The following is a 22,595-nucleotide window of genomic DNA, read 5'->3' as shown; positions in this document are numbered from 1 at the left end:
CAGCTTCGGCGGGTCCGAAGATGGAGGAGAACCTGCGCCCGGAGCGGGCCAGATATGCACCAATCTCCGGGCCGGTATCCGCGCTAACGCCGGTGGGGACGATATTGACGCCGGCCCAGCAGGCCGAAATCAGCCTGCCGCCGTCGAACACCCCCAGCACCTGGCCACCGGCAGCGGTCGGTGCCGCTGTACCCGTGATTTCCAGGTGCGAGAGGAGGAAGGTATTCGCTACCGGATCCGACGCCGCGAGCTCGGTCAGGGACGCGGTATCGGCGTCACCTAGAATCCGCAGCGTGCCCGATTCGTGCCCGCTGCGGATTTCCTGGCCGGACTTAGCCGACGGTAACCATGGGGCCACCCGTGCCAGCATCTTCGCCATCGGCCTCCCCCATATCCTCCGCGATCCTCATCGCTTCTTCGATAAGGGTTTCCACAATCTGGTCTTCAGGAACGGTCTTGATGACTTCGCCCTTGACGAAGATCTGTCCCTTTCCGTTACCGGAGGCTACACCCAGATCCGCTTCGCGCGCTTCACCGGGTCCGTTGACTACGCAGCCCATAACGGCGACACGCAGCGGAACCTCCATGCCTTCGAGCCCCGCAGTGACCTGCTCCGCCAGGGTGTAGACATCCACCTGGGCACGGCCGCAGGACGGGCAGGATACGATTTCCAGCTTCCGCGGACGCAGGTTCAGCGACTGCAGGATCTGGTTGCCGACCTTGATTTCTTCGACCGGCGGAGCGGAGAGCGAGACCCGGATGGTGTCCCCGATGCCCTTGGAGAGCAGCGCACCGAAGGCGGTTGCGGACTTGATCGTTCCCTGGAAGGCGGGTCCGGCTTCGGTCACGCCCAGGTGAAGCGGCCAGTCACCGCGTTCGGCGAGCAGCTCGTAGGCGCGGACCATCACCACGGGGTCGTTGTGCTTCACGGAAATCTTGAAGTCGTGGAAGTCATGCTCTTCGAACAGCGAGGCTTCCCAGACAGCGGATTCCACCAGGGCTTCCGGTGTTGCCTTGCCGTACTTCGCCATCAGGCGCGGATCGAGTGATCCGGCGTTGACGCCAATGCGGATCGACACCCCGGCGTCCTTGGCCGCATTGGCGATCTGCTTCACCTGGTCATCAAACTTGCGGATGTTACCGGGGTTCACACGCACTGCGGCACAGCCGGCGTCGATCGCTGCGTAAACGTACTTGGGCTGGAAATGGATGTCAGCGATCACCGGGATCTGCGACTTCTTGGCGATGATCGGCAGTGCCGCTGCGTCGTCGGCGCTGGGGCAGGCCACACGCACAATGTCACAGCCCGACGCCGTCAGTTCGGCGATCTGCTGCAGGGTCGCGTTGATGTCAGTGGTCGGCGTGGTGGTCATCGACTGGACACTGATCGGGAAGTCCGATCCGACGCCGACGGAACCCACCTTGATCTGGCGGGTCTTTCGCCTCGGAGCGAGGACGGGCGGCGGTGCTGCTGGCATTCCAAGGTTGACCGAGGTCAAAACTTCCTCCATGTGCCCGGGGGCAAGTATTTAGTCTGTGAACGTGCGGGCAAGCGCACGGTTCCTATTATCCACCCGGCCACGCGCCGTGCGTGAACCAATGGTGGAATATCGCTGAGGGCTCAGGACGCCAGGTGTGCGAAAGCTCCCGTGACCGGCTCCCACTGCGTGGTTTTCAGCCCGGTGATTCCGCCACCCAGGGCCAGCGGATCCTGCTTCAGCAGGCTGTTCAGGTCGTCTTCATCCTCAGCCGTGAAGATAAGCAGGGCGCCGGCGCCGTCAGTGAACGGTCCGCTGGCCAGGACGCGACCTTCCTCCACGAGGGCGGCAAGCCACTCCCGGTGAGCGGGACGCTGCTCGGCGCGGGCCTCGGCTGATTCGGCGTCGTACACGTATTCAACGGCAAAGATACTCATGGATTCCACCCTAAGGGATATCAGCCGTACTGCAGCGCGAGGCGTACCGCCACAGCGGCTCCGACGGCCCAGAGCATGGAGGCCAGCGTACCGATGATAAAGCGCTCCGCAGCCGCCGGGGTCTCCTTGAGCTCCGCGTATCTGCCCAGGCCCTTGATGGCCACCACATAGGCGATCGCCACGGGCTCATCGGCGAGCACGGCGGTGGCCACCGCCAGCCGTTCCAGGAAACCAATCACCAGCCCGCCGCGCAGGATCACCGGACCGGCCGGTACCGGCGGACGCACCGGAAGAGGAGGCAGCACACGGTGCGGGGCTCCGGAGAGCTCGTGCACCTGGTCAGCTGCGGGATCGAAAGCGGGGTCCCGGCCAGGGCGGGCCGCGTCGACGGCCCGGGCGACCCTGAGGACGGCGGTTGTTACCGGCCATCCGCCGATGGCGGCAACGAGCAGCCCTAGTACGACCCACAAGACTTCCATGCAGCTCTCTTCCCCTTCTGTCCGGGCACCAGGTCCAGGCACTCACCGAATGCTTGGCCCGGGCAGCTCACCGGGTCCCTTGACCGGGCCTAAACCCGTTCCTCCGCAGCCATCCGTTCCACGCGTTCAAGCAGCACCGCGGCAGCGGGCCTGGCCGCCCACTCCTCGTTCCAGCCCGAGCGCTGCACGGCGTTACTGACCGCCTGCGAGGTGATCCCGAGCATACGTGCTGCCGCGCTCTGCGCTCCCCATTTGTGCGGTTCGACGTGTTCCAGGATGCGCCACTCGGCTTCCGTGCGGCCGCACACCAGCATGGCGATCAGGACGAGGACTGCCTCGGCATCAGAAGCAGCAGCGACATCGGCAGCGCCGGTGCCGGAGGCAGTGCCAGCGCCGGTGCCGGTGCCGGAGGCATAGGAGGCTCCCCGCGCAGACCCTGCCACGGCGACGGCGAGGGGCGGGCGGTCACCGGTCTTTTTGGCACGTTCGACGGCGGAGCGCGCCGCAATAAAGGCCTCTCCCCCGGCTTCACGGGACGAGACGGGCAGGGGCAGGTCAACGGCCCCCACACCGATCCCCACCGACCAGCCGCCCCGGCGGAGGACCGCCAGCACGGCGTTCACCACCACCTCTGCGGATGATGCGACTGCCTGCACCTCATCGCCCACCGTCCGCTCGAACGGCAGCTCAAGGTCCAGGCCGCCAAGGTGTTCCAGGAGCTCCGGCACCCGGTCGGCGCTGTGGCGGCTGTCTTTCTGGTCGATCGTCATCACGAACATAGTGAAACCATATTCGCTTGTAAATTCAATTACAACCTAAATACGCTTCATTTGAAATTGAAACCAGACGATTAGAACAGACTGACCGGCTTCACTATGTCGGCGTAAATCAGCAGCGCGCCCATACCCATCAGCAGCACAGCCACGGCATAGGTCACGGGAAGCAGTTTCGCCATGTCGAAAGGCCCGGGATCCGGACGCTTGAAGAGCTTGGCCACCCGGCGCCGCAGGCCTTCCCACAGGGCGCCGGCCACATGTCCGCCGTCGAGCGGCAGCAGCGGGATCAGGTTGAACACGAACAGGGCCAGGTTCACGCTGCCCACCAGCCCAATCAGCGTGGCGATCCGGTTCTGCGCCGGAGCTTCCTCCATCGAGGAAATCTCGCCGGCGATCCGGCCCACACCAACCACGCTCATGGGCCCGTTGGGGTCCCGCTCTTCGGAGGAGAACGCGGCCTGGGCAACATCCACCAGCCGCTGGGGCAGGTTGATAACGACGCCGGCAATGCCCTGCAGGTTTTCGCCGACCATGGGCAGGACCTCGGTTGCGGGCTGGCGCACCAGCGCGGTCTGGGAGCCGACACCGATAAACCCGACCTCCTGGGTCACCGGATTTCCGCTGGCATCCTCAACCACAGTGCCGTCCTCGTTCGTGACGGGACGTTCGGTCAGCAGCGGAGTGATGGTGGTTTCAGCCTCAGCGCCGTTGCGCTCATAGGTGACGGGGACACTGCGTCCGGCAGCCTCCCGGATGAGCTCGGACAATTCGGTCCAGCTGGAGACCGGCTTGCCGTCGAACCCGGTAATCGTGTCTCCGGGCAGCAGCCCGGCCTGATGTGCGGGAGCTGCCGGATCGGTGTCCTTGCACTCAGCCTGGCCCGCGGCCGCCTGGCCACCCGTCACCACGCAGTCGCTGACCGAGGCCAGCGTGGTGGTGCTCTGCGACGTGCCGAAGCCCATCAGCAGCACGGCAAAGAGCACAATGCCGATCAGCAGGTTCATGAACGGGCCGCCGAGCATGATGATGATCCGCTTCCAGACGGGCAGCTTGTAGAAGACCCGACCTTCATCCCCGGGTTCCAGCCGGTCGGTTTCAGCCTGCCGGGCGTCGACGGCCAGCTGCTGGAACATGCCCGTGCTGGAGCGGCGCACATCGCCGTCAGCCGTTTCCTTGTTCGGCGGGAACATACCGACCATCGAAACGTAACCGCCCAGCGGCAGCGCCTTGAAACCGTACTCCGTCTCACCCCGGCGCCGGGAGAATACCGTGGGCCCGAAGCCGATCATGTACTGAGTGACACGCACCTTGAAGGCCTTGGCGGGCAGGAGGTGGCCCACCTCGTGCAGCGCGATCGAGACCGCGATGCCGATTGCCACGAACAGCACGCCCAGGATAAAGAGTAAAACGCTCAACGAACTTCCTTTAGATCAGGGCGGACTTCGCTTACCTGCCGCAGCGTGCGCGGGCGGCGGAGCGGGCCCAGTTTTCAGCCGCCAGCACCGATGCCAGCGTCAGTGGGCCGGACTCGGTGTGCTCTGCCAGCACGGCGGAGATCGTATCAACTATGTCTGTGAATCCGATGAGTCCGTCATGGAAGGCATCCACGGCTTCCTCGTTGGCGGCGTTAAAGACGGCCATGCCGGTCCCGCCGGAGGCAGCGGCTTCCTTCGCCAGGCGCACCGCCGGGAAGGCATCCTCATTGAGGGGCTCAAAGGTCCATTCCGTGGCCTTGGTCCAGTCGCAGGGTGCGGCTGCCCCCGGCACCCGGTGCGGCCAGCCCATGCCCAGGGCGATCGGCAGCCGCATGTCCGGCGGCGAGGCCTGGGCGATGGTGGAGCCGTCGATGAACTGCACCATGGAATGCACCACTGACTGCGGATGGACCACGACGTCGATCCTCTCCAGCGGAATGTCGAACAGCAGGTGCGCTTCAATCACCTCGAGGGCCTTGTTGACCATGGATGCCGAGTTGGTCGTGACCATCCGGCCCATTTTCCAGGTTGGATGCGCCAGCGCCTGATCGGGGGTGACGCCGGCCAGGTCCTGCCGCCGGTACCCGCGGAAGGGCCCGCCGGAGGCCGTGACCACCAGCCGGTCCACCTCCTCCGCGGCACCTGACCGAAGCGCCTGCGCGAGGGCGGAGTGTTCGGAGTCCACGGGGACCAGCTGGCCGGGGCGGGCGGCCTGTTTCACCAGGGCACCGCCCACGATCAGCGATTCCTTGTTCGCCAGCGCGAGCAGGTGCCCGGCGGCGAGGGCGGCGAGGGTCGGCTCGAGCCCGATAGAGCCGGTCATGCCGTTGAGCACGACGTCGGCTTCCGGCCATGCGGCGATGGCTGTGGCAGCGCCCGCACCGACGAACAGCTCGGGATCGTAGCCGGTGACGGAAGCCTCCGCGGCTGCCCGGGCGATCGCTGCCTTGAGCCCGGGAAGGTCGACGGCGGCACAGCCGACGGCGTTGGCGCGGGTGTGGACTGCCTGCTGTGCCAGAAGCTCCAGGTTGCCACCGCCGGCCGCCACCGCCACGATCTCGAAGCGGTCGGGAGCGGCGTTAGCCACGTCGATGGCCTGGGTACCAATGGAGCCGGTCGATCCGAGCAGCACCACGCGGCGGGGCGCGGGCTCGGGTCCGCCGGCATTCCGGCCCCAGATGCGCGACGCCGAAGGAACTTCCCGGGCACGGACATCTTCGGCGGCGGCGGAGCGTTTCTCAGCGAACGGGGATTCGGAAGCGTCGGTAACCTGCATGGTCCAAGTATCCCGCACCCGGGTTCGTTCTGGCGCTTACCCCACGGTTCACAGGGCGACGGGCAGGCCGGCGACGGCGTCGGCGATGGACTCGGTTCCGCTCACCAGCCCCAGCACCTGCCCGCCGCCGCGCCGGCTGGCAATCAGTTCGGCCAGCACGGCAGCCACGTCCTGCCGCGGAATCGTGTTCCGTCCAACATCCGCCGCCAGGTCCACCCGGCCCGTGGCTTCGCCGTTGGTCAGGCCGCCGGGCCGGATAATCGTCCAATCCAGCCCGTCCCGCGCCGTGAGGTCCTCCTCCGCCGCCAGCTTGGCGGCCAGGTAGGCGTACATCGCGTCGGAGAGGCCGTCCGGGCGCTGGCCGTCGCGGACTGTGTCCGTTCCCATCGAAGAAATCTGGATCAGGCGCGGCACACCGGCCAGTTCCGCGGCTTCGGCAAACAGCACTGCCCCCGCCCGGTCCACGCTGTCTTTGCGTTCGATCCCGCTGCCCGGCCCGGCACCTGCCGCAAAAACAGCCAGATCCGCCCCCGTGAGCACCTGGGTGACGTCCTCGGTGGTGCTGTTCTCCAGGTCCAGGACGACCGGAGCCAGCCGGTCAAGTTCCAGGTCCTCGACCTGGTCGGCGTTGCGGATCAGCCCCGCGACGTCGTTGTCCGCGGCTACCAGGAGGCGGCCGAGTTCGCGTGCAATCTGCCCGTGGGCACCAGCTATCACTATGCGCATAACGGAGTAACGGGCGTCACACACCGATGATTCCCGGTTCCGGAAACCCCGCGGTTGGCAGGATTCCGCTCAGCCCAGGATGCCAGCCCGGCGGAGGGTCTGCTCTGCCTGGCGCAGCAGCGGTCCGTCAATCATTTCGCCGCGGAAGCTGAACACGCCGCCCTGGCCCTTGGCTGCGGCCAGCAGGTCGCGGGCATACGCCTTTTCGTCCTCCGACGGCGCGAAGGCTGCCCGGACGGCTGCGACCTGCCCCGGATGGATACAGGCCTTCGCCGCGAACCCCGAGGCAGCGCCGTCGCGCGCTTCCGTTTCCAGGCCGGCGGTGTCAGCGATGTTCCCGTAGATGGAGTCGATCGCGCCCTTCCCGTAGGCGCCGGCGGCGAGCAGGACGGCGGAACGGGCGGCGACGGCCACGCTGCGGTAGCTGCCGTCCGACTGCCGGCTGGACTGGCCGCCCAGGGACGCCAACAGATCCTCGGCGCCCCACATCAGCGCCTCAACGTTCTTCGCCTGGGCAATGTCCGCGGCCCGGACCACGCCGAGGGCAGTTTCCAGCAGGGCGATTACCCGGTAATGGCGCAGGGAGTGGGAGATCGCCGACGGGTCTTCGGCCTTGGCCGCCATCACGTACCGGTATTCGGTGACAGCGAGCGCTTCCAGGTCCGCGCGGAAAGAGGTGCTCGTCACCGGATTGAGCCGCACGATGGTGCGTTCGGGGTCCAATGCCGAGGCGGCCAGGTTTTCCCTGGCCTTTTCCTTGTCCTCGGGCGCGACGGCGTCCTCCAGGTCCAGGATGACGGCGTCGGCGCGGTCGGCCGCCTTGGCGAACCTCTCGGGCCGGTCAGCGGGGCAGAACAGCAATGCGGGCCCCATGGGGAAGGTGGTCATCTCGGCGTTCTCCTTACGTGGCGTTCTACGGCTTCTCCAACCTACCGGTGCCTGCCCCCGGCGGTTACCGGTAAGCGCGGTTCAGTGCGCGTTACGGTCCTGTTCGAAGCCGGCCTCGGTCCACATCAGGGCAACACGGGTGAAGGTGGCAACCACCGTGCCGTCCTGGTTGCGGCCGGTGTGCTCCAGTGTGACGATCCCCTGCCCCGGCCGGGAACCGGAGGGCCGTTTAGCGGCCACCCGGGTCTGCGAGTACAGGGTGTCCCCATGGAAGAGCGGATGCGGGAACACCACGTCCGTGAGGCCAAGCTGCGCCACCAGGGTCCCCTGCGTCAGCTGACCGACAGACTGGCCCACCATCACGGCAAGGGTCAGCATCGAGTTCACCAGGCGCTGTCCGAACGGCTGCCCGGCGCTGTAGGCGGCATCCAGGTGCAGGGCCTGGGGATTCATGGTCAGCGTGCTGAACAGGACGTTGTCAGCTTCGGTGAGGGTCCGGCCCGGACGGTGCGCGTAAACCGTTCCGGGCTCGAGCTCCTCAAACCACAGACCGCGCTGGACCACCACGCGTTCAGTTTCCGGTACGCCGGCCGGACCGGCGTCAGACGCCAAGGGGCACTTCCAGCGGCGCTCCGGTGGCGGCCACCACGTCCTCCACCGTGACGCCGGGCGCGGTTTCCCGGAGCACCAGCGACTCGGGGCCCACTTCGATGACCGCAAGATCCGTGACGATCAGGTTCACGCAGCCGCGGCCGGTCAGCGGGAGGGAGCACTCGGAGACGATCTTCGGTGCACCGTTGCGGTCCACGTGCTCCATCATCACGATCACCCGCTTGGCTCCAAAGACCAGGTCCATGGCCCCACCCATGCCCTTGACCACCTTGCCCGGAATCATCCAGTTGGCGAGGTCGCCGTTGGCAGCCACTTCCATGGCACCGAGAACAGCCACGTCCACGTGGCCGCCGCGGATCATGCCGAAGGACGCGGCGGAATCGAAGAACGCCGCACCCCGGTTGACGGTTACGGTTTCCTTCCCGGCATTGATCAGGTCCGGGTCCAGTGCGGACTCCACGGGATAGGGCCCGACGCCGAGGATCCCGTTTTCGGAGTGCAGCACCACTTCCACGCCGGCGGGAATGTAATTGGGGATCAGGGTGGGCATGCCGATGCCCAGGTTTACGTACTGGCCGTTCTCCAGTTCCTGTGCCACCCGGGCTGCCAGTTCATTGCGTGTCAGTGCCATTACTTTCCCTCCCTGGGTGCTGTGGCTGCCGGTGTTGTTTGTCTGGGTTCGGTGATGGTTCGCTTCTCGATGCGCTTCTCCCCCGGGCCGGTCAGGACCACCCGCTGGACAAAGATGCCCGGCACATGGACCTCCCCGGGATCCAGTTCCCCGGCCTCGACCAGCTCCTCGACCTCGGCGATCGTGACCTTGCCGGCCATGGCGCAGAGCGGATTGAAGTTCATGGCCGAGGCGTGGAAGACCAGGTTCCCGTGCTTGTCGCCTTTCCAGGCATGGACCAGGGCGAAGTCGGGGGTGAGGGACTCCTCCAGGACATAGTCCGCTCCGCCAAAGCTGCGGACCTCTTTCGGTTCCGAGGCCAGCGCCACGCCGCCTTCGGCGTCGTACTTCTGCGGCAGCCCGCCTTCGCTGACCATGGTCCCGACGCCGGCGCTCGTGTAGAACGCGGGAATACCGGCCCCGCCCGCCCGGAGCTTCTCGGCCAGGGTGCCCTGCGGGGTGAGGACCACCTCGAGTTCACCGGCGAGGAACTGACGCGCGAATTCCTTGTTTTCCCCGACATAGGAGCTGACCGTGCGTCGGATCCGGTGGTCGGCGAGCAGCAGGCCGAGCCCCCAGTCATCCACGCCGCAGTTGTTGCTGACCGTTTCCAGGTCGTCCGCGCCCTGGGCATGCAGCGCCTCGATCAGGACGGCGGGAATGCCGCAGAGCCCGAATCCGCCCACTGCCAGGGAGGCGCCGCGGGGAATGTCCGCCACGGCTTCCTCTGCCGTGGCTACCGTTTTGTCAATCATTCAAACCGTCCGTTTCGTTAATCGCCGTCGACCAACTTTTTCCGGCTCAGAGCCCCAGTTCGCGGGCAATAAGCATCAGCTGAACCTCGGAAGTGCCTTCTCCGATTTCGAGGATTTTCGAGTCCCGGTAATGGCGTGCCACCGGGAACTCGTTGATGAAACCGTAGCCGCCAAAGACCTGGGTCGCATCCCGTGCGTTGTCCATGGCAGCCTCTCCCGCGATCAGCTTAGCCATAGCGGCCTGCGTCTTGAACGGTTTTCCGGCCAGCATCCGCGAGGCGGCGTCATAGTAGGCGAGGCGGGCGGTATGGGCGCGGGTCTGCATGCGCGCGATCTTGAAGGCGATCGACTGGTTGCTGCCGATGGCCGTGCCGAAGGCGAAGCGTTCCGAGGCGTAGCGCTGCGCTTCCTCCACGCAGCCCTGCGCCGCCCCGGTGGCCAGCGCCGCAATGGCGATCCGGCCCTCGTCCAGGATCTGCAGGAAGTTGGCGAAGCCGCGGCCCTCCGCCCCGAGCAGGTTCCCCTGCGGCACGCGGACGTTGTCCAGGGTCAGCGGATGGGTATCGGAGGCGTTCCAGCCCACCTTGTTGTAGGCCTTCTCCACGGTGAACCCGGGGGTTCCGGTGGGCACCACGAAGGTGGAGATGTGCTTGCGCACGGATCCGTCCGGCAGTTTGGAGGTGCCGGTGACGGCGGTGACGGTGACGAATGAGGTGATGTCGGTGCCGGAGTTGGTGATGAATTCCTTGCTGCCGTTGATCACCCATTCCCCGCCATCGGACCGTGCCGTGGTTTTTGTGCCGCCCGCGTCGGAGCCAGCTTCGCGTTCGGTGAGGCCGAAGCCTGCGAGCGCGGTGCCCTCGGCCAGTGCGGGCAGCCACTGCTGTTTCTGTTCCTCGGTGCCGAAGCGGTAAATCGGCATCGCACCCAGGGAGACCCCGGCTTCCAGGGTGATGGCAACCGACTGATCCACCCGGGCCAGCTGCTCCAGGGCCAGGGCCAGGGCGAAGTAGTCGCCGCCCATACCGCCGTATTCCTCCGGGAAGGGCAGGCCGAAGAGCCCCATCTCCCCCATCTGTTCTACAACTTTGTACGGAAAGCTGTGCTCCTCGTCGTGCCGGGCGGAGACCGGCGCGACGACTTCGTCGGCGAATTCCCGGACCGTATCCGAGAGCACCTGGTGCTCTTCACTGAGTTCAAAGCTCGGCATGGCCTGCTCCTTCGGTTTGTGGTGCGGTTGATCCGGTGCCCGGTTCGGCACCCGGGAGAGCAGAGGGAGAGACGGTGGCCAGCACCTGTCCGGCCTTGACCAGGTCCCCGGGGCGCAGCGTGAGGGACACCGTCCCGGCCACCGGTGCCGCGAGCTGGTGTTCCATCTTCATGGCTTCGACGCTGAGCAGTGCCTGGCCGGCCTCAACGGTGTCCCCGTCCGCCACAGCGACTGTCGCCACGGTTCCGGGCATCGGCGAGCGCAGCACCGGATCGGCGGCACCTTCCGCCCGGCCGGCAGCGGCCAGGACAGCATGCAGGCGTTCCTTCCGGTCCGGCAGCCCCAGGGCCGCGGTGAAGCCGTCCCGGGCCGTCCAGATCCTTGGGCCCGCGCCGGGCTGCGGCGCGCCGGCGGAGAGCAGGAGGTTATGAACGACGCCGTCCAGCACCAGCGCCGCCCGGCTCCCGTCCAGCTGAAGGCCGGCACTGCGCAGCGCTCCCCCGTTGATACGCACATCCGCTGCGTCCGCCCTGCCGGTGACGGACACCGTGTGCACGGCGTTCCCTGAGGTAACAACCACGTCCAGGGGCCGGGGCCCCGCGATGCGCCAGCCGTCAGCCCGCTGCCACGGTGAGCCGGTGCGCCGGCCCGTCCCGCTCCCCTGCAGCGAGACGAGCCGGAACAGGGCCGCGGCAGCCAGTTCGACGTCGTCCGGTGCCCTGAACTCAAGCTCCGGCAGGCGCCGCTCGATCAGCGTGGTGTCCAGGTTCCCCGCCTGGACCTCCGGATCTGCCAGCAGCAGCCGCAGGTATTCGATGTTGGTTCCGATTCCCAGGATCACCGTGTCTGCGAGCGCGGCGTCCAGCCTGGCCAGGGCCTGCTGCCGGTCCGCTCCCCAGGCGATGACCTTGGCAAGCATCGGGTCGTAGCTGGAGGAAACCGGCAGGCCTTCGAGCAGCCCGGAGTCGGTGCGTACCCCGTCCCCGGCAGCTTCGCGCAGCAGCTGGACGGTCCCTGCGGTGGGGAGGAACCCCTGGGCCGGGTCTTCGGCGTAGACCCGGGCCTCCACCGCGTGGCCGGTGAGCACCACGTCCTGCTGGGTGATCCCCAGCGGTTCCCCGGCGGCGATGCGGACCTGCCATTCGACCAGGTCGATCCCGGTGACCATTTCCGTCACCGGATGCTCCACCTGGAGCCGGGTGTTCATCTCCATAAAGAAGAACTCATCCGGGGTTTCTCCGGAGACAAGGAACTCCACGGTGCCGGCCCCGGTGTACTCCACCGAGCGGGCGGCCTCGCACGCTGCCGCTCCGATCCGCTCCCGGGTGGCATCATCCAGCAGGACCGACGGGGCTTCCTCGATGACCTTCTGGTGCCGGCGCTGCAGCGAGCACTCGCGTTCACCCAGGTGGATGACATTGCCGTGGGTGTCGGCGAGGACCTGGACCTCGATGTGGCGCGGCGTGGGCACCAGCCGTTCCAGGAAGAGCGTGTCATCGCCGAAGGCCGACGCCGCCACGCGCCGGGCGGAGGCCAGGGCCGCCGGCAGCCCGGCAGGGTCGTGGACCGCCTGCATGCCCTTGCCGCCGCCTCCGGCTGACGGTTTGATCAGCAGCGGATAGCCGACGGCGCCTGCCGCCGTGATCAGCTCCTCATCGCTGAGCCCGGGTTCGGCGATGCCCGGGATCACGGGAACCCCGTAGCCGGAAACGTGGTTCTTGGAGCGGATCTTGTCCCCCATCAGCTCCAGCGCCTTCACGCCAGGACCAATGAACACGATCCCGTTCTCCTGCAGGAGCCGGGCGAAAGCGGCGTTTTCACTCAGGAACCCATAGCCCGGGTGCACGGCCTGGGCCCCGGAGGCTCGGCAGGCAGCCAGCACTGCACCGGCATCGAGGTAGCTCCGGCGCGGATCCGCCGGGCCCAGCCGGATGGCTGTGTCAGCTTCGCGCACGTGCCGGGCTTCGGCGTCGTCGTCGCTGTAGACGGCAACGGTCCGCAGCCCCAGCCGCTTCAGGGTGCGGATCACGCGGCAGGCAATTTCGCCGCGGTTCGCGACTAATACAGTGTCTACAGTGTTGATTGTCATCGGTTCACATCCGGAATAGGCCGAAGGAGGTCTCGGGCAGCGGTGCGTTGGCGCATACGTCCAGGGCCAGGCCGAGGACGGTGCGGGTATCCTGCGGATCGATAATCCCGTCATCCCAGAGCCGGGCAGTTGAGTAGTACGGGCTGCCCTGGGATTCGTAGTCCTGCCGGATGGGTTCGCGGAAGGCGTCCTCGTCCTCGGCGCTCCATTCTTCGCCGCGGGCCTCCATGGCGTCCCGGCGCACAGTGGCCAGCACCGAGGACGCCTGGTTGCCGCCCATCACGGAGATCCGGGCAGCGGGCCACATCCACAGGAACCGCGGCGAGTAGGCCCGCCCGCACATCGAATAGTTGCCGGCGCCAAAGGATCCACCGACCACCACGGTCAGCTTCGGGACGCGGCAGGTGGCAACGGCGGTGACCATCTTGGCCCCGTGCCGTGCGATACCTCCCGCCTCGTAGTCCCGGCCGACCATAAAGCCGGCGATGTTCTGCAGGAAGATCAGCGGGATGCCGCGCTGATCGCAGAGCTCGATGAAGTGGGCGCCCTTCTGTGCGGATTCGCTGAACAGGACGCCGTTGTTGGCCACGATCCCCACCCGGTGTCCGTGCAGCCGGGCGAAGCCGGTAACCAGGGTGATGCCGTATTCCTTCTTGAACTCGTGGAATTCGCTGCCGTCGGTAATCCGGGCGATGATCTCGCGGACGTCGTAGGGCGTCTGCAGGTCCGCTGGCACGGCACCATAGAGCCCGGCCTGGTCAACCGCGGGTGCCAGCGATTCCACCGGCTCCCAGGCGCGGAGCGGGTCCGGGAAGGTTTCGGCGATGTCCCGCACAATTTCCAGGGCATGGGTATCGTTTTCGGCCAGATGGTCGGTGACCCCGGAGATCCGCGAGTGCAGTTCCCCGCCGCCAAGTTCCTCAGCGGTGACCACCTCGCCGATGGCTGCCTTCACCAGCGGCGGTCCGCCCAGGAAGATGGTGCCCTGGTTCCGGACAATCACTGTTTCGTCGCTCATGGCGGGAACGTAGGCGCCGCCGGCGGTGCAGGAGCCCAGGACGGCGGCGATCTGGGGGATTTTCCGGGCGGACATCTGTGCCTGGTTATAAAAGATCCGGCCGAAGTGCTCCCGGTCCGGGAAGACTTCATCCTGCATGGGGAGGAACGCTCCGCCGGAATCCACCAGGTAGATGCACGGCAGCCGGTTTTCCAGGGCGATTTCCTGGGCCCGGAGGTGCTTCTTCACGGTCAGCGGGTAGTACGTGCCGCCCTTGACCGTCGCATCATTGGACAGCACCATCACGTGGCGTCCGTGGATCAGGCCGATGCCGGCGATCAGGCCGGCTGCGGGGCATTCGTCCCCATACATGCCGTTGGCGGCCAGCGGAGCGATTTCCAGGAACGGGCTGCCGTCGTCGAGCAGTGCCTCCACCCGGTCCCGGGGAAGCAGTTTCCCGCGCCCCGTGTGACGCTCCCGGGAACGGGGCGGGCCGCCCTGGGCGGTTTCGGCAAGGCGTTTGCGCAGCTCTTCTGCCAGGACCCGCTGGGCCGCATCATTGGCCGTGTAGGACGCCGAAGCGGCATCCACACCGGTAGCAAGGGTCTCCATCGACTTCCTTAGGTTTCACCGCGTGGGACCTGCGTCATTTCCAACGCCGGTTAATGACCACTAACCCAAATCAGGTTAGTGGCTATTAACTGACCTGTCCACCACAATGGAAGACGTTGCCAAACAGGACCTCGGAAAGGCATGCATGGAAGTCACCAAGACCACCCCGCGCACCGCAACCGGCCGCAGCGCGGCCAAGGCATCGCGGCGCGCCGCCATGCTCGACGCCGCTGCGGCCCTGTTCGCCGAGCGCGGCTACAACGGCGTCTCCATCGAGGAACTCGGTGCAGCCACCGGTGTCAGCGGGCCGGCGGTCTACCGGCACTTCAGCGGCAAACCCGCTGTCCTGGCTGCACTGCTGATCGGGGTGAGCAAGGACCTGCTGGAAGGCGGCACCGCCGTCGTCGCTGACTCCAGCACCGCCGAGGAGGCGCTGACCGGGCTGATCGAATTCCAGGTGGACTTCGCCCTGCGTCAGTCCAATGTGATCCGGGTCCAGGACCGGGACCTGGCGAGCCTGCCCGAGGAGGACGAACGCACGGTCCGCCAGCTCCAGCGCCAGTACGTGGAGGTCTGGGTGGATGCCATTTCCGCACTGCACCCGGATTCGGGACTGCCGCTGCTTCGTCACCGGGCCCAGGCGGTATTCGGGCTGATCAATTCCACGTCCCACACCTTGACCAGCAAAACCACTGCCCGCGAGACGGTGCGTCTGCGTTCCCTCTTGGAGCGGATGGCGTGGGCGGCATTGAATGCCTAGTACGCTGAATAAAACACCCCGAGCAGAAAGACCTGCCGTGATTGAGCTTCGTGCCGTAGTTCCAGCCGACCTGGATGAATTCTTCAACCATCAGCTGGACCCGGGCGCCAACCATATGGCCGCCTTCGCCGCTAAAAATCCGTCAGACCGGGGCGTCTTCGACCTCCACTGGCAGCAAATCCTGAGCGACTCCGGCATCACCGTGCGCACCATTGTGGCCGACGGCGACGTTGTGGGCTCCATCCTGGCCTACCGCGAAGGCGATGTCCCGGAGATCAGCTACTGGATCGACCGTTCCCGCTGGGGTCAGGGAATTACGACGGCGGCCGTTGGCCTGTTCCTCGAAGAGTTCCCTGAGCGTCCGGTCCGGGCGCGCGCTGTGGCAGACAACGTCAGCTCCATCCGCATCCTGGAACGCTACGGTTTCAAGATGATCGGTGAGGAGCGCAGCTTCGCCAACGCGCGCGGCGCCGTCGTCCGCGAACTGGAACTCGAACTGGCCTAATCAGGCCATCGCCAGGACCATGGCGGGCTCGGCCAGCACATCCCCGACGTCCCGCAGGAACCCGGCGCCTTCCGCACCGTCCACCAGCCGGTGGTCGAAGGACAGGCTAAGCGTCGTGACCTGCCGCAGGGCGATGCCGCCCTCGTACTCCCATGGCTGGCTCCGGACCGCCCCCAAAGCAAGGATCGCGGCCTCCCCCGGATTCAGGATCGGTGTTCCGGCATCCACCCCGAACACCCCCACGTTGGAGATCGAGACGGTGCCGCCTGCGAGCGCCGCCGGCGGAGTCCGCCCGTCGCGGGCGGTGCCCGCCAGATCGGAAATCGCCAGGGCCAGTTCCCGCAGACCCAGATCCTGGGCATCCTTAATGTTCGGCACCATCAGTCCGCGCGGCGTTGCTGCCGCGATACCGAGGTTCACGTACCGGTAACGGACAATCTCCCGCGCCGGTTCGTCCCAGCTGGCGTTCAGCCCCGGGTGCCGCTGCAGGGCCAGGCAGACAGCCTTCGCCGCGAGGACCAGCGGAGTCAGCCGCACGCCCTCGAACTCCCGGCGGGTCCTGAGTTTCTCCAACAGCTTCATCGAACCCGTGACGTCCACAGTGAGGAAGACGGTGGCATGCGGCGCGGTGAAGGCGCTGGCGACCATGGCAGCAGCCGTATGCTTCCGGATCCCCGCAATCGGGATCCTCTCCTCACGTTCCTGCCCCAGGTGCGGCGCGTCTGCAACCACGGGCTGGACGCCGGCGGCCGCCTTCGCGGCGGCAGTTTCCCCTCGCTCCCGGAGAGCGCTGCCCGGGAGTAAGGCGGCCTCAACATCTGAGCGCAGGATCCTCCCCTCCGGACCGCTTCCGGGCACCAGACTCAGGTCGATTCCGTGGTCCCGGGCGAGCTTCCGCACCGGCGGAGTGGACCGTGGCCGCTCGGTGATGAGTGCCCGGGCGCCTCCCCCGGATTCCCCGGATCCGCCCCCGGCCCTTCCCCCGGTGGATGCTGCCGGGACAACCGGTTCCGCGGCCGCGAGCCCCGGGCGCGGTTTCCGGACCGGGCGGCCGGTTGTGTCCGGTTCGGCACCGTATCCCACCAGGGTCGGCTGCCGGCGCGGGGCCTGCTGCGTCCCTGCGACTTCGTCCGGAGCATCCTCTGCTGAGAAATTCCCGCCAGGAGATTCCACGCTCCCGGTGGCGTCGGAAATGTCAAAGGAGATGATGGTCGAGCCCACTTCGACGATCGTCCCCGGCAGCTCGTGCAGCCGGGCGACGACGCCGGCAAAAGGCGAGGGCAGTTCCACCACGGCTTTGGCCGTCTCCACCTCGGCGATGACCTGGTTCAGCGCCACCGCTTGCCCTTCGGCCACCTTCCAGCTGAGGATCTCGGATTCAGTCAGCCCTTCTCCCAGGTCCGGGAGCCGGAATTCGCGGATCATGCCTGCACCCCTTCCAGCGCTGCCAGGCCATCCAGCGAGTTGGGCCGGCGCATCACCCGGTCCACGCCGTCCAGGATCCGGTCCAGGTCCGGGAGGTGGTGTTTCTCCAGCCGGGCCGGCGGGTAGGGAACATCGAAGCCGGTCACCCGGACCGGTGCGTGCTCGAGGAAATCGAAGCAGCGCTCGGTGATGCTCGCGGCGATTTCCGCGCCCAGCCCGCCCGACTGGGCCGCTTCATGGGTAACCACCAGCCGGCCGGTCTTCCGCACGGAAGCCTCAACGGCGTCGTAATCCACGGGCGCCAGCGAGCGCAGGTCGATCACCTCGACGGAGATGCCTTCGTCGGAGGCAGCGGTGGCCGCATCGAGGGCAGTCATCACCAGCGGACCGTACGCCACCAGCGTGACGTCGGTCCCCGCTGCTGCCACCCGGGCCTTACCCATCGGCAGGGCGCCGTCGAGCGTCAGATCCACGTCCCCCTTGGTGTGGTAACGCCGCTTGGGCTCGAAATAGAGCACCGGGTCATCGCACGCGATGGCCTGCCGGATCATGGTGTACGCGTCCTGCGGGTTGGAAACGCTGATGACCCGCAGCCCCGAGGTGTGCGTGAAATAGGCTTCGGGTGACTCCGAATGGTGCTCGGGGGAACCAATCCCGCCGCCGAAGGGTACCCGGATGGTCAGCGGCAGCTTCACAGCCCCGCGCGTCCGGTAATGCATCTTGGCGACCTGGGAGACGATCTGGTCGAACGCCGGGTAGATGAACCCGTCGAACTGGATCTCCACCACCGGCCGATAGCCGCGGTAAGCGAGCCCGACGGCGGTCCCCATGATGCCGGACTCTGCCAGCGGTGTGTCCACTACCCGGTCGGAACCGAACTCCGCCTGCAGCCCGTCGGTGATCCGGAAGACTCCGCCAAGCTTGCCGATGTCCTCCCCCATCAGGAGCACTTTCGGGTCCCCTGCCAGGGCCTCGCGCAGCCCGGCGGTAATCGCCCGGCCAAAGGTCATGCTGCTCATCGCCGTCCGCCTTCCACAGCAATGCCACCAGCAGCGCCCAGAGTGGCGAGATAACGCCCGTAATGATCACGCTGGCGCATCAGCGCGCTGTTCGGCTCCGCGTAGACGTGGGCGAAGACCTCCATTGGCTCGGGATCGGGCAGTCCCAGGCAGGCGCCGCGAAGGGCAGCGGCCAGTGCGTCGGCATCGTTCTCCACCGAGTTCCGGAAGTCGTCGTCGAACTCCCCCTCGGCCTCCAGGCAGGCGCCGAGCCTGCTGATCGGATCCCGTTCCTTCCATTCCAGGAGCTCGGCAGGATCGCGGTAGCGGGTGGGATCATCGGCGGTGGTGTGCGGACCCATCCGGTAGGTGACAGCCTCGATAAAGGTGGGCCCTCCCCCGCTGCGTGCCCGGTCCAGGCCCTCCCGTGTCGCGGCGAGCGTGGCCAGGACATCGTTGCCGTCCACCCGGATGGAGGGGATGCCGAAGCCCGGCGCCCGGTTCGCCACGGGTATCTGGGCCTGCAGCCCCACCGGCTCGGAGATGGCCCACTGGTTGTTCTGGCAGAAGAAGATCACCGGTGCCTGGAAGCTGGCGGCGAAGACCATGGCCTCGTTGACGTCGCCCTGGCTCGTGGCGCCGTCGCCGAAGTAGCTGATGGCGGCGTCGTCCGAGCCGTCCTGCTGGATGCCCATCGCATAGCCGGTGGCATGCAGTGTCTGCGCCCCGATGATCACCTGGGTGGGTGCCATGTTGACCGAGTACGGGTCCCAGCCGGCAGCGGCGTTCCCGCGCCAGACGCGCATCAAGTCATCGAGACCCACGCCGCGGCAGAATGCCACGCCGTTTTCCCGGTAGCTGCTGAAGGCGAAGTCTGAAGGCCGCAGTGCCCGGGCCGAACCCACCTGCGCGGCTTCCTGTCCGAGGAGCGGGGGCCACAGACCCAGTTCTCCCTGCCGCTGCAGGGAGGTGGCTTCGGTGTCGATCCGCCGGATCAGGACCATGTCCCGGTACAGGCCGCGCAGTGCTGCGCCGTCGATGTCCTCGACCCACCGGTCGTAGAAGGCATCCGGGACGCGCGTTCCGTCGGGGCGGATGAGCTGGACGTAGGGGTCGTGCGGTTCCGTCCCGGTATTTTCGGGATTCTCTACCGGCATATGCAGGGACACTTTGATACGCATCCTTCCGTGTTGCGGCCCCGGGGGTGGTGGGGTCCGAACCTGATGCCGGGCGCCTTTGCCCGGATAGCTGTGACCCTACTCACACCAAGCATGCGGCACAACCATGCCCGGATCGATTGAGCATCCTGCCCTGTCTGGGCAGATTTCGCCGTGCTAGCGTTGCGCACTATGCAGATTCTGGACGCTACCGACTTTCGTGTCCTGCGGGCCATGGCCACTGATCCGCGGCGGACCGTCGTGGCGCTGGCCAGCCGGCTGGGCATCTCCCGGAACACGGTTCAGGCGCGGTTGTCCCGGATGGAAAACAATGGCGCTTTCCTCTCCTTCGAGCGGCGGATCAGCCCGGTGGCACTGGGCTACCCGCTGATGGCCTTTGTCCATGTGCACGTCCAGCAGCAGCGGCTCACCGAGATCACCACTGAACTTTCGGGCATTCCGGAAGTTGTGGAGGCGCACGGACTCACCGGTGCGGCGGACATCCTGCTGCGCATCGTGGCGCTCGACGCCGAGGACCTGTTTCGGGTGAACAAGGCAATCCTGGCCGTGCCCGGCGTCGAACGTTCGGACACCACCCTGGCGATGGGTGAACTGATCCCCTACCGGGTAGCTCCGCTCCTTGACCGGGGACCGGCCGGCACGCCCTGAGGTTCCCGGGACCTTAAACAGGGCAGGTGCCCTCCCCCGCTGGGAGAGGACACCTGCCCTGGTTGTGTCTGGAGAAAGGCCTAGTGATCCACGGCCTTCTCCGCGCCGACACCGGTCAGCGAGCGGACTTCCATCTCTGCCTGCTTCTCCGGGGACTCGTTGTCCTTGCCGGTAACCGTTCCCAGCCAGCCAAGGAAGAAGGCCAGCGGGATCGAGACGATGCCCGGGTTGTTCAGCGGGTACAGCGAGAAGTCGACTCCGGAGATCATCGACGTTTCGGCGCCGGACATGACCGGCGAGAAAATGATCAGGCCGATCGCAGATCCCAGGCCGCCATACATGCTCCAGAGCGCACCGCGTGTGTTGAAGCGCCGCCAGTAGAGCGAGTAGATGATGGTCGGCAGGTTCGCGCTGGCGGCGACAGCGAAGGCCAGCGCCACCAGGAAGGCCACGTTCTGCCCCTGCGCACCGATCCCGCCCAGGATGGAGACGACGCCGATGACCAGCACCGTACGGCGGGCCACCTTCACCTCGCGCTCGGAATCAACCTTCCCCTTCCGAACCACGTTGGTGTAGATGTCGTGGGCGAAGGAAGCAGCGGCCGTGATGGTCAGGCCAGCGACCACGGCCAGGATGGTGGCGAATGCTACTGCCGAAATGAGGCCCAGCAGCACCGGACCGCCCAGGGCGAAGGCCAGCAGCGGAGCGGCCGAGTTCACCCCGCCCGGAGCGGAAGTGATGGTTTCGCGGTCGATCATGGCCGCGGCACCGTAGCCGAGCACCAGCGTGAAGAGGTAGAAGAGGCCGATCAGCCAGATGGCCCAAACCACGGAGCGGCGGGCTTCCTTGGCAGTCGGTACCGTGTAGAAGCGCATCAGCACGTGCGGCAGTGCCGCGGTGCCCAGGACCAGTGCCAGGCCAAGCGAGACGAAGTCCAGCTTGGAGGTTTCCGACTTACCGTACTGCAGTCCCGGGTCCAGGATCGCAGCGTTACCTGAGGTCTCGACTGCCGCACCCAGGAGCTCGGAAAGGTTGAAGTCATTCAGCGCCAGCACCCATACCGTCATCACGGCTGTGCCGGCGATCAGCAGGCAGGCCTTGATGATCTGCACCCAGGTGGTGCCCTTCATGCCGCCAACGAGCACGTAAATGATCATCAGCGTGCCGACGATCGTGATCACGAGGGACTGGCCCACCTTGGAATCGATTCCCATCAGCAGGGAAACGAGTCCGCCGGCACCGGCCATCTGCGCCAGCAGATAGAAGAAGCACACTGCCAGCGTCGTGATGGCTGCGGCGATGCGGATCGGACGCTGCTTGAGCCGGAAGGAGAGCACATCGGCCATGGTGAACTTGCCGGTGTTGCGCAGCATTTCCGCCACCAGCAGCAGCGCGACGAGCCAGGCCACCAGGAAGCCGATCGAGTACAGGAAGCCGTCATAGCCGTTGACCGCGATGGCTCCGACAATGCCCAGGAACGACGCCGCCGACAGGTAATCGCCGGCAATGGCAGTTCCGTTCTGCGGCCCGGTGAACGAGCGCCCTGCGGCGTAGTAGTCCGCTGCGGTCTTGTTGTTGCGGCTGGCACGGAGCACCACCACGAGCGTGACGGCAACAAACAAACCAAAAATCAGCATGTTCAGCCAGCCGCTTTCCTGCACCGCCTCAGCGGTGACGGTGGCGGAAATGTTCAGCGTGTTCATTTGGTCTCCTCCGGGCGGGTGACGCCTTGGGCCTCAAGTTCCCCGCGCAGTTCAGCGGCGATCGGGTCCATCCTGCGGTTGGCATAGCTGACGTACCACATGGTGATGCCGAATGTGGTGACAAACTGCAGCAGGCCCAGAATGATGCCGAGGTTGACGTTGCCGAACACGGGCGTTGACATGAAGTCGTGGGCGTAGTCGGCGAGCAGCACGTAGGCGAAGTACCAGATCAGGAAGAACGCCGCCAGCGGGAAGATGAAGCTGCGCTGGCGTTTCCGCAGCTCCTGGAACCGCGGCGAGGCCTGGACTTCCTGGAAGTCGACCGGCGCCGTGTTTCCGGGGTGTGATTGTGGCTGCTGTTCAGCCATCTCTCCTCCTTGGGTTGGGCACGTGCGGTACGGCATCCGGGCCCGGGACCCATGGCGGATCTACGGACACCACGCACCGTCTGTGATGGCCATCACTGTTCCAACTCCGGAGCCCTCCTGCCAGTTTCGCCGCGTCCCCGTCGGTGAACGGTCCGGTCTCTGCGCCCAACGGCATGCCAACCGCCTTCGGCAGCCCGGCGCTCTGGGTAGGGTTTAGGCATGTCACCCGCCGTCGATGCCGCCCTGGTCTGCGCCATTGCCGTGCTTACCCTCACGGCCGTAGGTGCTTTGGGCTACCGGCTGAGCCGGTCGCAGCGTGATCTTGGCTCCGATGCCGAACGCGCTGCCTACGCCACCCTGCATACCGCCTCGCTGGCATCCCGGCACCTGCGGGCCGGGCTCACCCCGGCCGGTGCGTCCCGGGCCAGCCGGCACCTGCGGGGGCTGCTGCGGTGCGAAACCCTGCTGCTGACCGACACCGCCGCTGTGCTGGCCTGGGAGGGAACGCTTCCGGACACCCCGGCGCGCCG

The 22,595-nt window shown here is 66.6% G+C and carries 23 protein-coding genes and 1 pseudogene; 4 read left to right on the top strand and 20 right to left on the bottom strand.

From position 1 onward, the window contains the following. The 15 genes from RTN46_RS11225 to RTN46_RS11155 all read right to left on the bottom strand — a co-directional run. Positions 1-358: DUF4081 domain-containing protein (locus tag RTN46_RS11225; RefSeq protein WP_312181405.1), on the bottom strand; the 358-nt coding region annotated here is incomplete at its 3' end. Further along, positions 333-1,499: a flavodoxin-dependent (E)-4-hydroxy-3-methylbut-2-enyl-diphosphate synthase gene (gene ispG / locus RTN46_RS11220; protein WP_312181407.1), complete on the bottom strand. Its 1,167-nt coding sequence runs from the start codon at positions 1,497-1,499 to the stop codon at positions 333-335. The genes ispG and RTN46_RS11225, both read right to left, overlap by 26 nt. A gap of 122 nt (positions 1,500-1,621) precedes the next feature. Beyond that, positions 1,622-1,915, bottom strand: a complete 294-nt coding sequence (locus RTN46_RS11215; RefSeq protein ID WP_312181404.1) for a YciI family protein — start codon at positions 1,913-1,915, stop codon at positions 1,622-1,624. 20 nt (positions 1,916-1,935) lie between these two features. After that, positions 1,936-2,394, bottom strand: coding sequence for a hypothetical protein (locus RTN46_RS11210; protein WP_312181402.1), 459 nt, complete (start codon positions 2,392-2,394; stop codon positions 1,936-1,938). A gap of 89 nt (positions 2,395-2,483) precedes the next feature. Next, a complete protein-coding gene (locus RTN46_RS11205) occupies positions 2,484-3,173 on the bottom strand; it encodes a helix-turn-helix domain-containing protein (RefSeq protein WP_312181401.1) in 690 nt (229 codons plus the stop codon). Between the two features lie 71 nt (positions 3,174-3,244). Next, positions 3,245-4,585: a site-2 protease family protein gene (locus RTN46_RS11200; RefSeq protein ID WP_312181399.1), complete on the bottom strand. Its 1,341-nt coding sequence runs from the start codon at positions 4,583-4,585 to the stop codon at positions 3,245-3,247. Between the two features lie 31 nt (positions 4,586-4,616). Next, entirely contained in the window at positions 4,617-5,921 is a 1,305-nt protein-coding gene (gene dxr / locus RTN46_RS11195) for a 1-deoxy-D-xylulose-5-phosphate reductoisomerase (protein ID WP_312181398.1), read from the bottom strand. A gap of 48 nt (positions 5,922-5,969) precedes the next feature. Continuing rightward, positions 5,970-6,671, bottom strand: coding sequence for an NAD(P)-binding oxidoreductase (locus RTN46_RS11190; protein WP_312181396.1), 702 nt, complete (start codon positions 6,669-6,671; stop codon positions 5,970-5,972). Between the two features lie 45 nt (positions 6,672-6,716). After that, positions 6,717-7,535, bottom strand: coding sequence for a CoA ester lyase (locus RTN46_RS11185; protein WP_312181394.1), 819 nt, complete (start codon positions 7,533-7,535; stop codon positions 6,717-6,719). 81 nt (positions 7,536-7,616) lie between these two features. Continuing rightward, positions 7,617-8,147, bottom strand: coding sequence for a MaoC family dehydratase (locus RTN46_RS11180; RefSeq protein WP_312181393.1), 531 nt, complete (start codon positions 8,145-8,147; stop codon positions 7,617-7,619). After that, positions 8,137-8,778 carry a CoA transferase subunit B gene (locus tag RTN46_RS11175; RefSeq protein ID WP_312181392.1) on the bottom strand — a complete coding sequence of 214 codons (642 nt, stop codon included), beginning with the start codon at positions 8,776-8,778 and terminating at the stop codon, positions 8,137-8,139. Before RTN46_RS11175 ends, RTN46_RS11180 begins: the two co-directional genes overlap by 11 nt. Then, entirely contained in the window at positions 8,778-9,572 is a 795-nt protein-coding gene (locus RTN46_RS11170) for a CoA transferase subunit A (protein WP_312181390.1), read from the bottom strand. Before RTN46_RS11170 ends, RTN46_RS11175 begins: the two co-directional genes overlap by 1 nt. 46 nt (positions 9,573-9,618) lie before the next feature. After that, positions 9,619-10,782, bottom strand: coding sequence for an acyl-CoA dehydrogenase family protein (locus RTN46_RS11165; protein WP_312181388.1), 1,164 nt, complete (start codon positions 10,780-10,782; stop codon positions 9,619-9,621). Continuing rightward, positions 10,769-12,871 carry a biotin carboxylase N-terminal domain-containing protein gene (locus RTN46_RS11160; protein ID WP_312181387.1) on the bottom strand — a complete coding sequence of 701 codons (2,103 nt, stop codon included), beginning with the start codon at positions 12,869-12,871 and terminating at the stop codon, positions 10,769-10,771. The genes RTN46_RS11165 and RTN46_RS11160 overlap by 14 nt, the downstream gene beginning before the upstream one ends. Positions 12,872-12,875: 4 nt before the next feature. Beyond that, positions 12,876-14,480 (bottom strand): carboxyl transferase domain-containing protein, encoded by a 1,605-nt coding sequence (locus tag RTN46_RS11155; RefSeq protein WP_312181386.1) that lies wholly within the window; start codon positions 14,478-14,480, stop codon positions 12,876-12,878. Positions 14,481-14,625: 145 nt separating this feature from the next. Here RTN46_RS11155 and RTN46_RS11150 point away from each other — a divergent pair, with 145 nt between their 5' ends. Beyond that, positions 14,626-15,240, top strand: coding sequence for a TetR/AcrR family transcriptional regulator (locus tag RTN46_RS11150; protein ID WP_312181385.1), 615 nt, complete (start codon positions 14,626-14,628; stop codon positions 15,238-15,240). A 37-nt stretch (positions 15,241-15,277) separates the two neighbouring features. Continuing rightward, positions 15,278-15,745, top strand: coding sequence for a GNAT family N-acetyltransferase (locus tag RTN46_RS11145; RefSeq protein WP_312181384.1), 468 nt, complete (start codon positions 15,278-15,280; stop codon positions 15,743-15,745). On the opposite strand, the gene RTN46_RS11140 is transcribed toward RTN46_RS11145, so the two are convergent. The 3 genes from RTN46_RS11140 to pdhA are packed head-to-tail and all read right to left on the bottom strand — an operon-like array spanning position 15,746 to position 19,325. Beyond that, positions 15,746-17,170: a dihydrolipoamide acetyltransferase family protein gene (locus RTN46_RS11140; RefSeq protein ID WP_312181383.1), complete on the bottom strand. Its 1,425-nt coding sequence runs from the start codon at positions 17,168-17,170 to the stop codon at positions 15,746-15,748. Beyond that, the gene (locus RTN46_RS11135) at positions 17,167-18,189 is read right to left on the bottom strand and encodes an alpha-ketoacid dehydrogenase subunit beta (protein ID WP_312181382.1); all 1,023 of its coding nucleotides are present in this window, start codon (positions 18,187-18,189) and stop codon (positions 17,167-17,169) included. The genes RTN46_RS11140 and RTN46_RS11135 overlap by 4 nt, the downstream gene beginning before the upstream one ends. Then, a complete protein-coding gene (gene pdhA, locus RTN46_RS11130; RefSeq protein ID WP_312181406.1) occupies positions 18,186-19,325 on the bottom strand; it encodes a pyruvate dehydrogenase (acetyl-transferring) E1 component subunit alpha in 1,140 nt (379 codons plus the stop codon). The genes RTN46_RS11135 and pdhA overlap by 4 nt, the downstream gene beginning before the upstream one ends. Before the next feature lie 192 nt (positions 19,326-19,517). On the opposite strand from pdhA, the gene RTN46_RS11125 reads away from it, so the two are divergent. Beyond that, positions 19,518-19,994: an Lrp/AsnC family transcriptional regulator gene (locus tag RTN46_RS11125; protein WP_312181380.1), complete on the top strand. Its 477-nt coding sequence runs from the start codon at positions 19,518-19,520 to the stop codon at positions 19,992-19,994. A gap of 80 nt (positions 19,995-20,074) precedes the next feature. Here the strand turns inward: RTN46_RS11125 and RTN46_RS11120 are convergent, their stop codons facing one another. Together RTN46_RS11120 and RTN46_RS11115 are read right to left on the bottom strand one after the other, a co-directional pair. Further along, the gene (locus RTN46_RS11120) at positions 20,075-21,697 is read right to left on the bottom strand and encodes a cation acetate symporter (protein ID WP_312181378.1); all 1,623 of its coding nucleotides are present in this window, start codon (positions 21,695-21,697) and stop codon (positions 20,075-20,077) included. Beyond that, positions 21,694-22,065: a DUF485 domain-containing protein gene (locus RTN46_RS11115; protein ID WP_312181376.1), complete on the bottom strand. Its 372-nt coding sequence runs from the start codon at positions 22,063-22,065 to the stop codon at positions 21,694-21,696. Before RTN46_RS11115 ends, RTN46_RS11120 begins: the two co-directional genes overlap by 4 nt. A gap of 219 nt (positions 22,066-22,284) precedes the next feature. Between RTN46_RS11115 and RTN46_RS11110 the strand changes: the two are divergent. Further along, positions 22,285-22,595, top strand: a pseudogene (locus RTN46_RS11110) (sensor histidine kinase); the annotation flags it as partial.

The sequence above is a fragment of the Arthrobacter sp. genome, assembly GCF_031988865.1.
Classification (GTDB): Bacteria; Actinomycetota; Actinomycetes; order Actinomycetales; family Micrococcaceae; genus Arthrobacter_B.
The sequence above is the reverse complement of the archived record's forward strand: the minus strand, read 5'-3'. Positions and strand labels throughout refer to the sequence as shown.

Bases quoted from the DNA above. Each gene is read 5' to 3' on its own strand.
- RTN46_RS11215 (WP_312181404.1), bottom strand. From the start codon at position 1,915: ATGAGTATCTTTGCCGTTGAATACGTGTACGACGCCGAATCAGCCGAG.
- RTN46_RS11210 (WP_312181402.1), bottom strand. From the start codon at position 2,394: ATGGAAGTCTTGTGGGTCGTACTAGGGCTGCTCGTTGCCGCCATCGGC.
- RTN46_RS11205 (WP_312181401.1), bottom strand. From the start codon at position 3,173: ATGTTCGTGATGACGATCGACCAGAAAGACAGCCGCCACAGCGCCGAC.
- dxr (WP_312181398.1), bottom strand. From the start codon at position 5,921: ATGCAGGTTACCGACGCTTCCGAATCCCCGTTCGCTGAGAAACGCTCC.
- RTN46_RS11185 (WP_312181394.1), bottom strand. From the start codon at position 7,535: ATGACCACCTTCCCCATGGGGCCCGCATTGCTGTTCTGCCCCGCTGAC.
- RTN46_RS11175 (WP_312181392.1), bottom strand. From the start codon at position 8,778: ATGGCACTGACACGCAATGAACTGGCAGCCCGGGTGGCACAGGAACTG.
- RTN46_RS11170 (WP_312181390.1), bottom strand. From the start codon at position 9,572: ATGATTGACAAAACGGTAGCCACGGCAGAGGAAGCCGTGGCGGACATT.
- RTN46_RS11165 (WP_312181388.1), bottom strand. From the start codon at position 10,782: ATGCCGAGCTTTGAACTCAGTGAAGAGCACCAGGTGCTCTCGGATACG.
- RTN46_RS11160 (WP_312181387.1), bottom strand. From the start codon at position 12,871: ATGACAATCAACACTGTAGACACTGTATTAGTCGCGAACCGCGGCGAA.
- RTN46_RS11155 (WP_312181386.1), bottom strand. From the start codon at position 14,480: ATGGAGACCCTTGCTACCGGTGTGGATGCCGCTTCGGCGTCCTACACG.
- RTN46_RS11150 (WP_312181385.1), top strand. From the start codon at position 14,626: ATGGAAGTCACCAAGACCACCCCGCGCACCGCAACCGGCCGCAGCGCG.
- RTN46_RS11140 (WP_312181383.1), bottom strand. From the start codon at position 17,170: ATGATCCGCGAATTCCGGCTCCCGGACCTGGGAGAAGGGCTGACTGAA.
- RTN46_RS11135 (WP_312181382.1), bottom strand. From the start codon at position 18,189: ATGAGCAGCATGACCTTTGGCCGGGCGATTACCGCCGGGCTGCGCGAG.
- pdhA (WP_312181406.1), bottom strand. From the start codon at position 19,325: ATGCCGGTAGAGAATCCCGAAAATACCGGGACGGAACCGCACGACCCC.
- RTN46_RS11125 (WP_312181380.1), top strand. From the start codon at position 19,518: ATGCAGATTCTGGACGCTACCGACTTTCGTGTCCTGCGGGCCATGGCC.
- RTN46_RS11120 (WP_312181378.1), bottom strand. From the start codon at position 21,697: ATGAACACGCTGAACATTTCCGCCACCGTCACCGCTGAGGCGGTGCAG.
- RTN46_RS11115 (WP_312181376.1), bottom strand. From the start codon at position 22,065: ATGGCTGAACAGCAGCCACAATCACACCCCGGAAACACGGCGCCGGTC.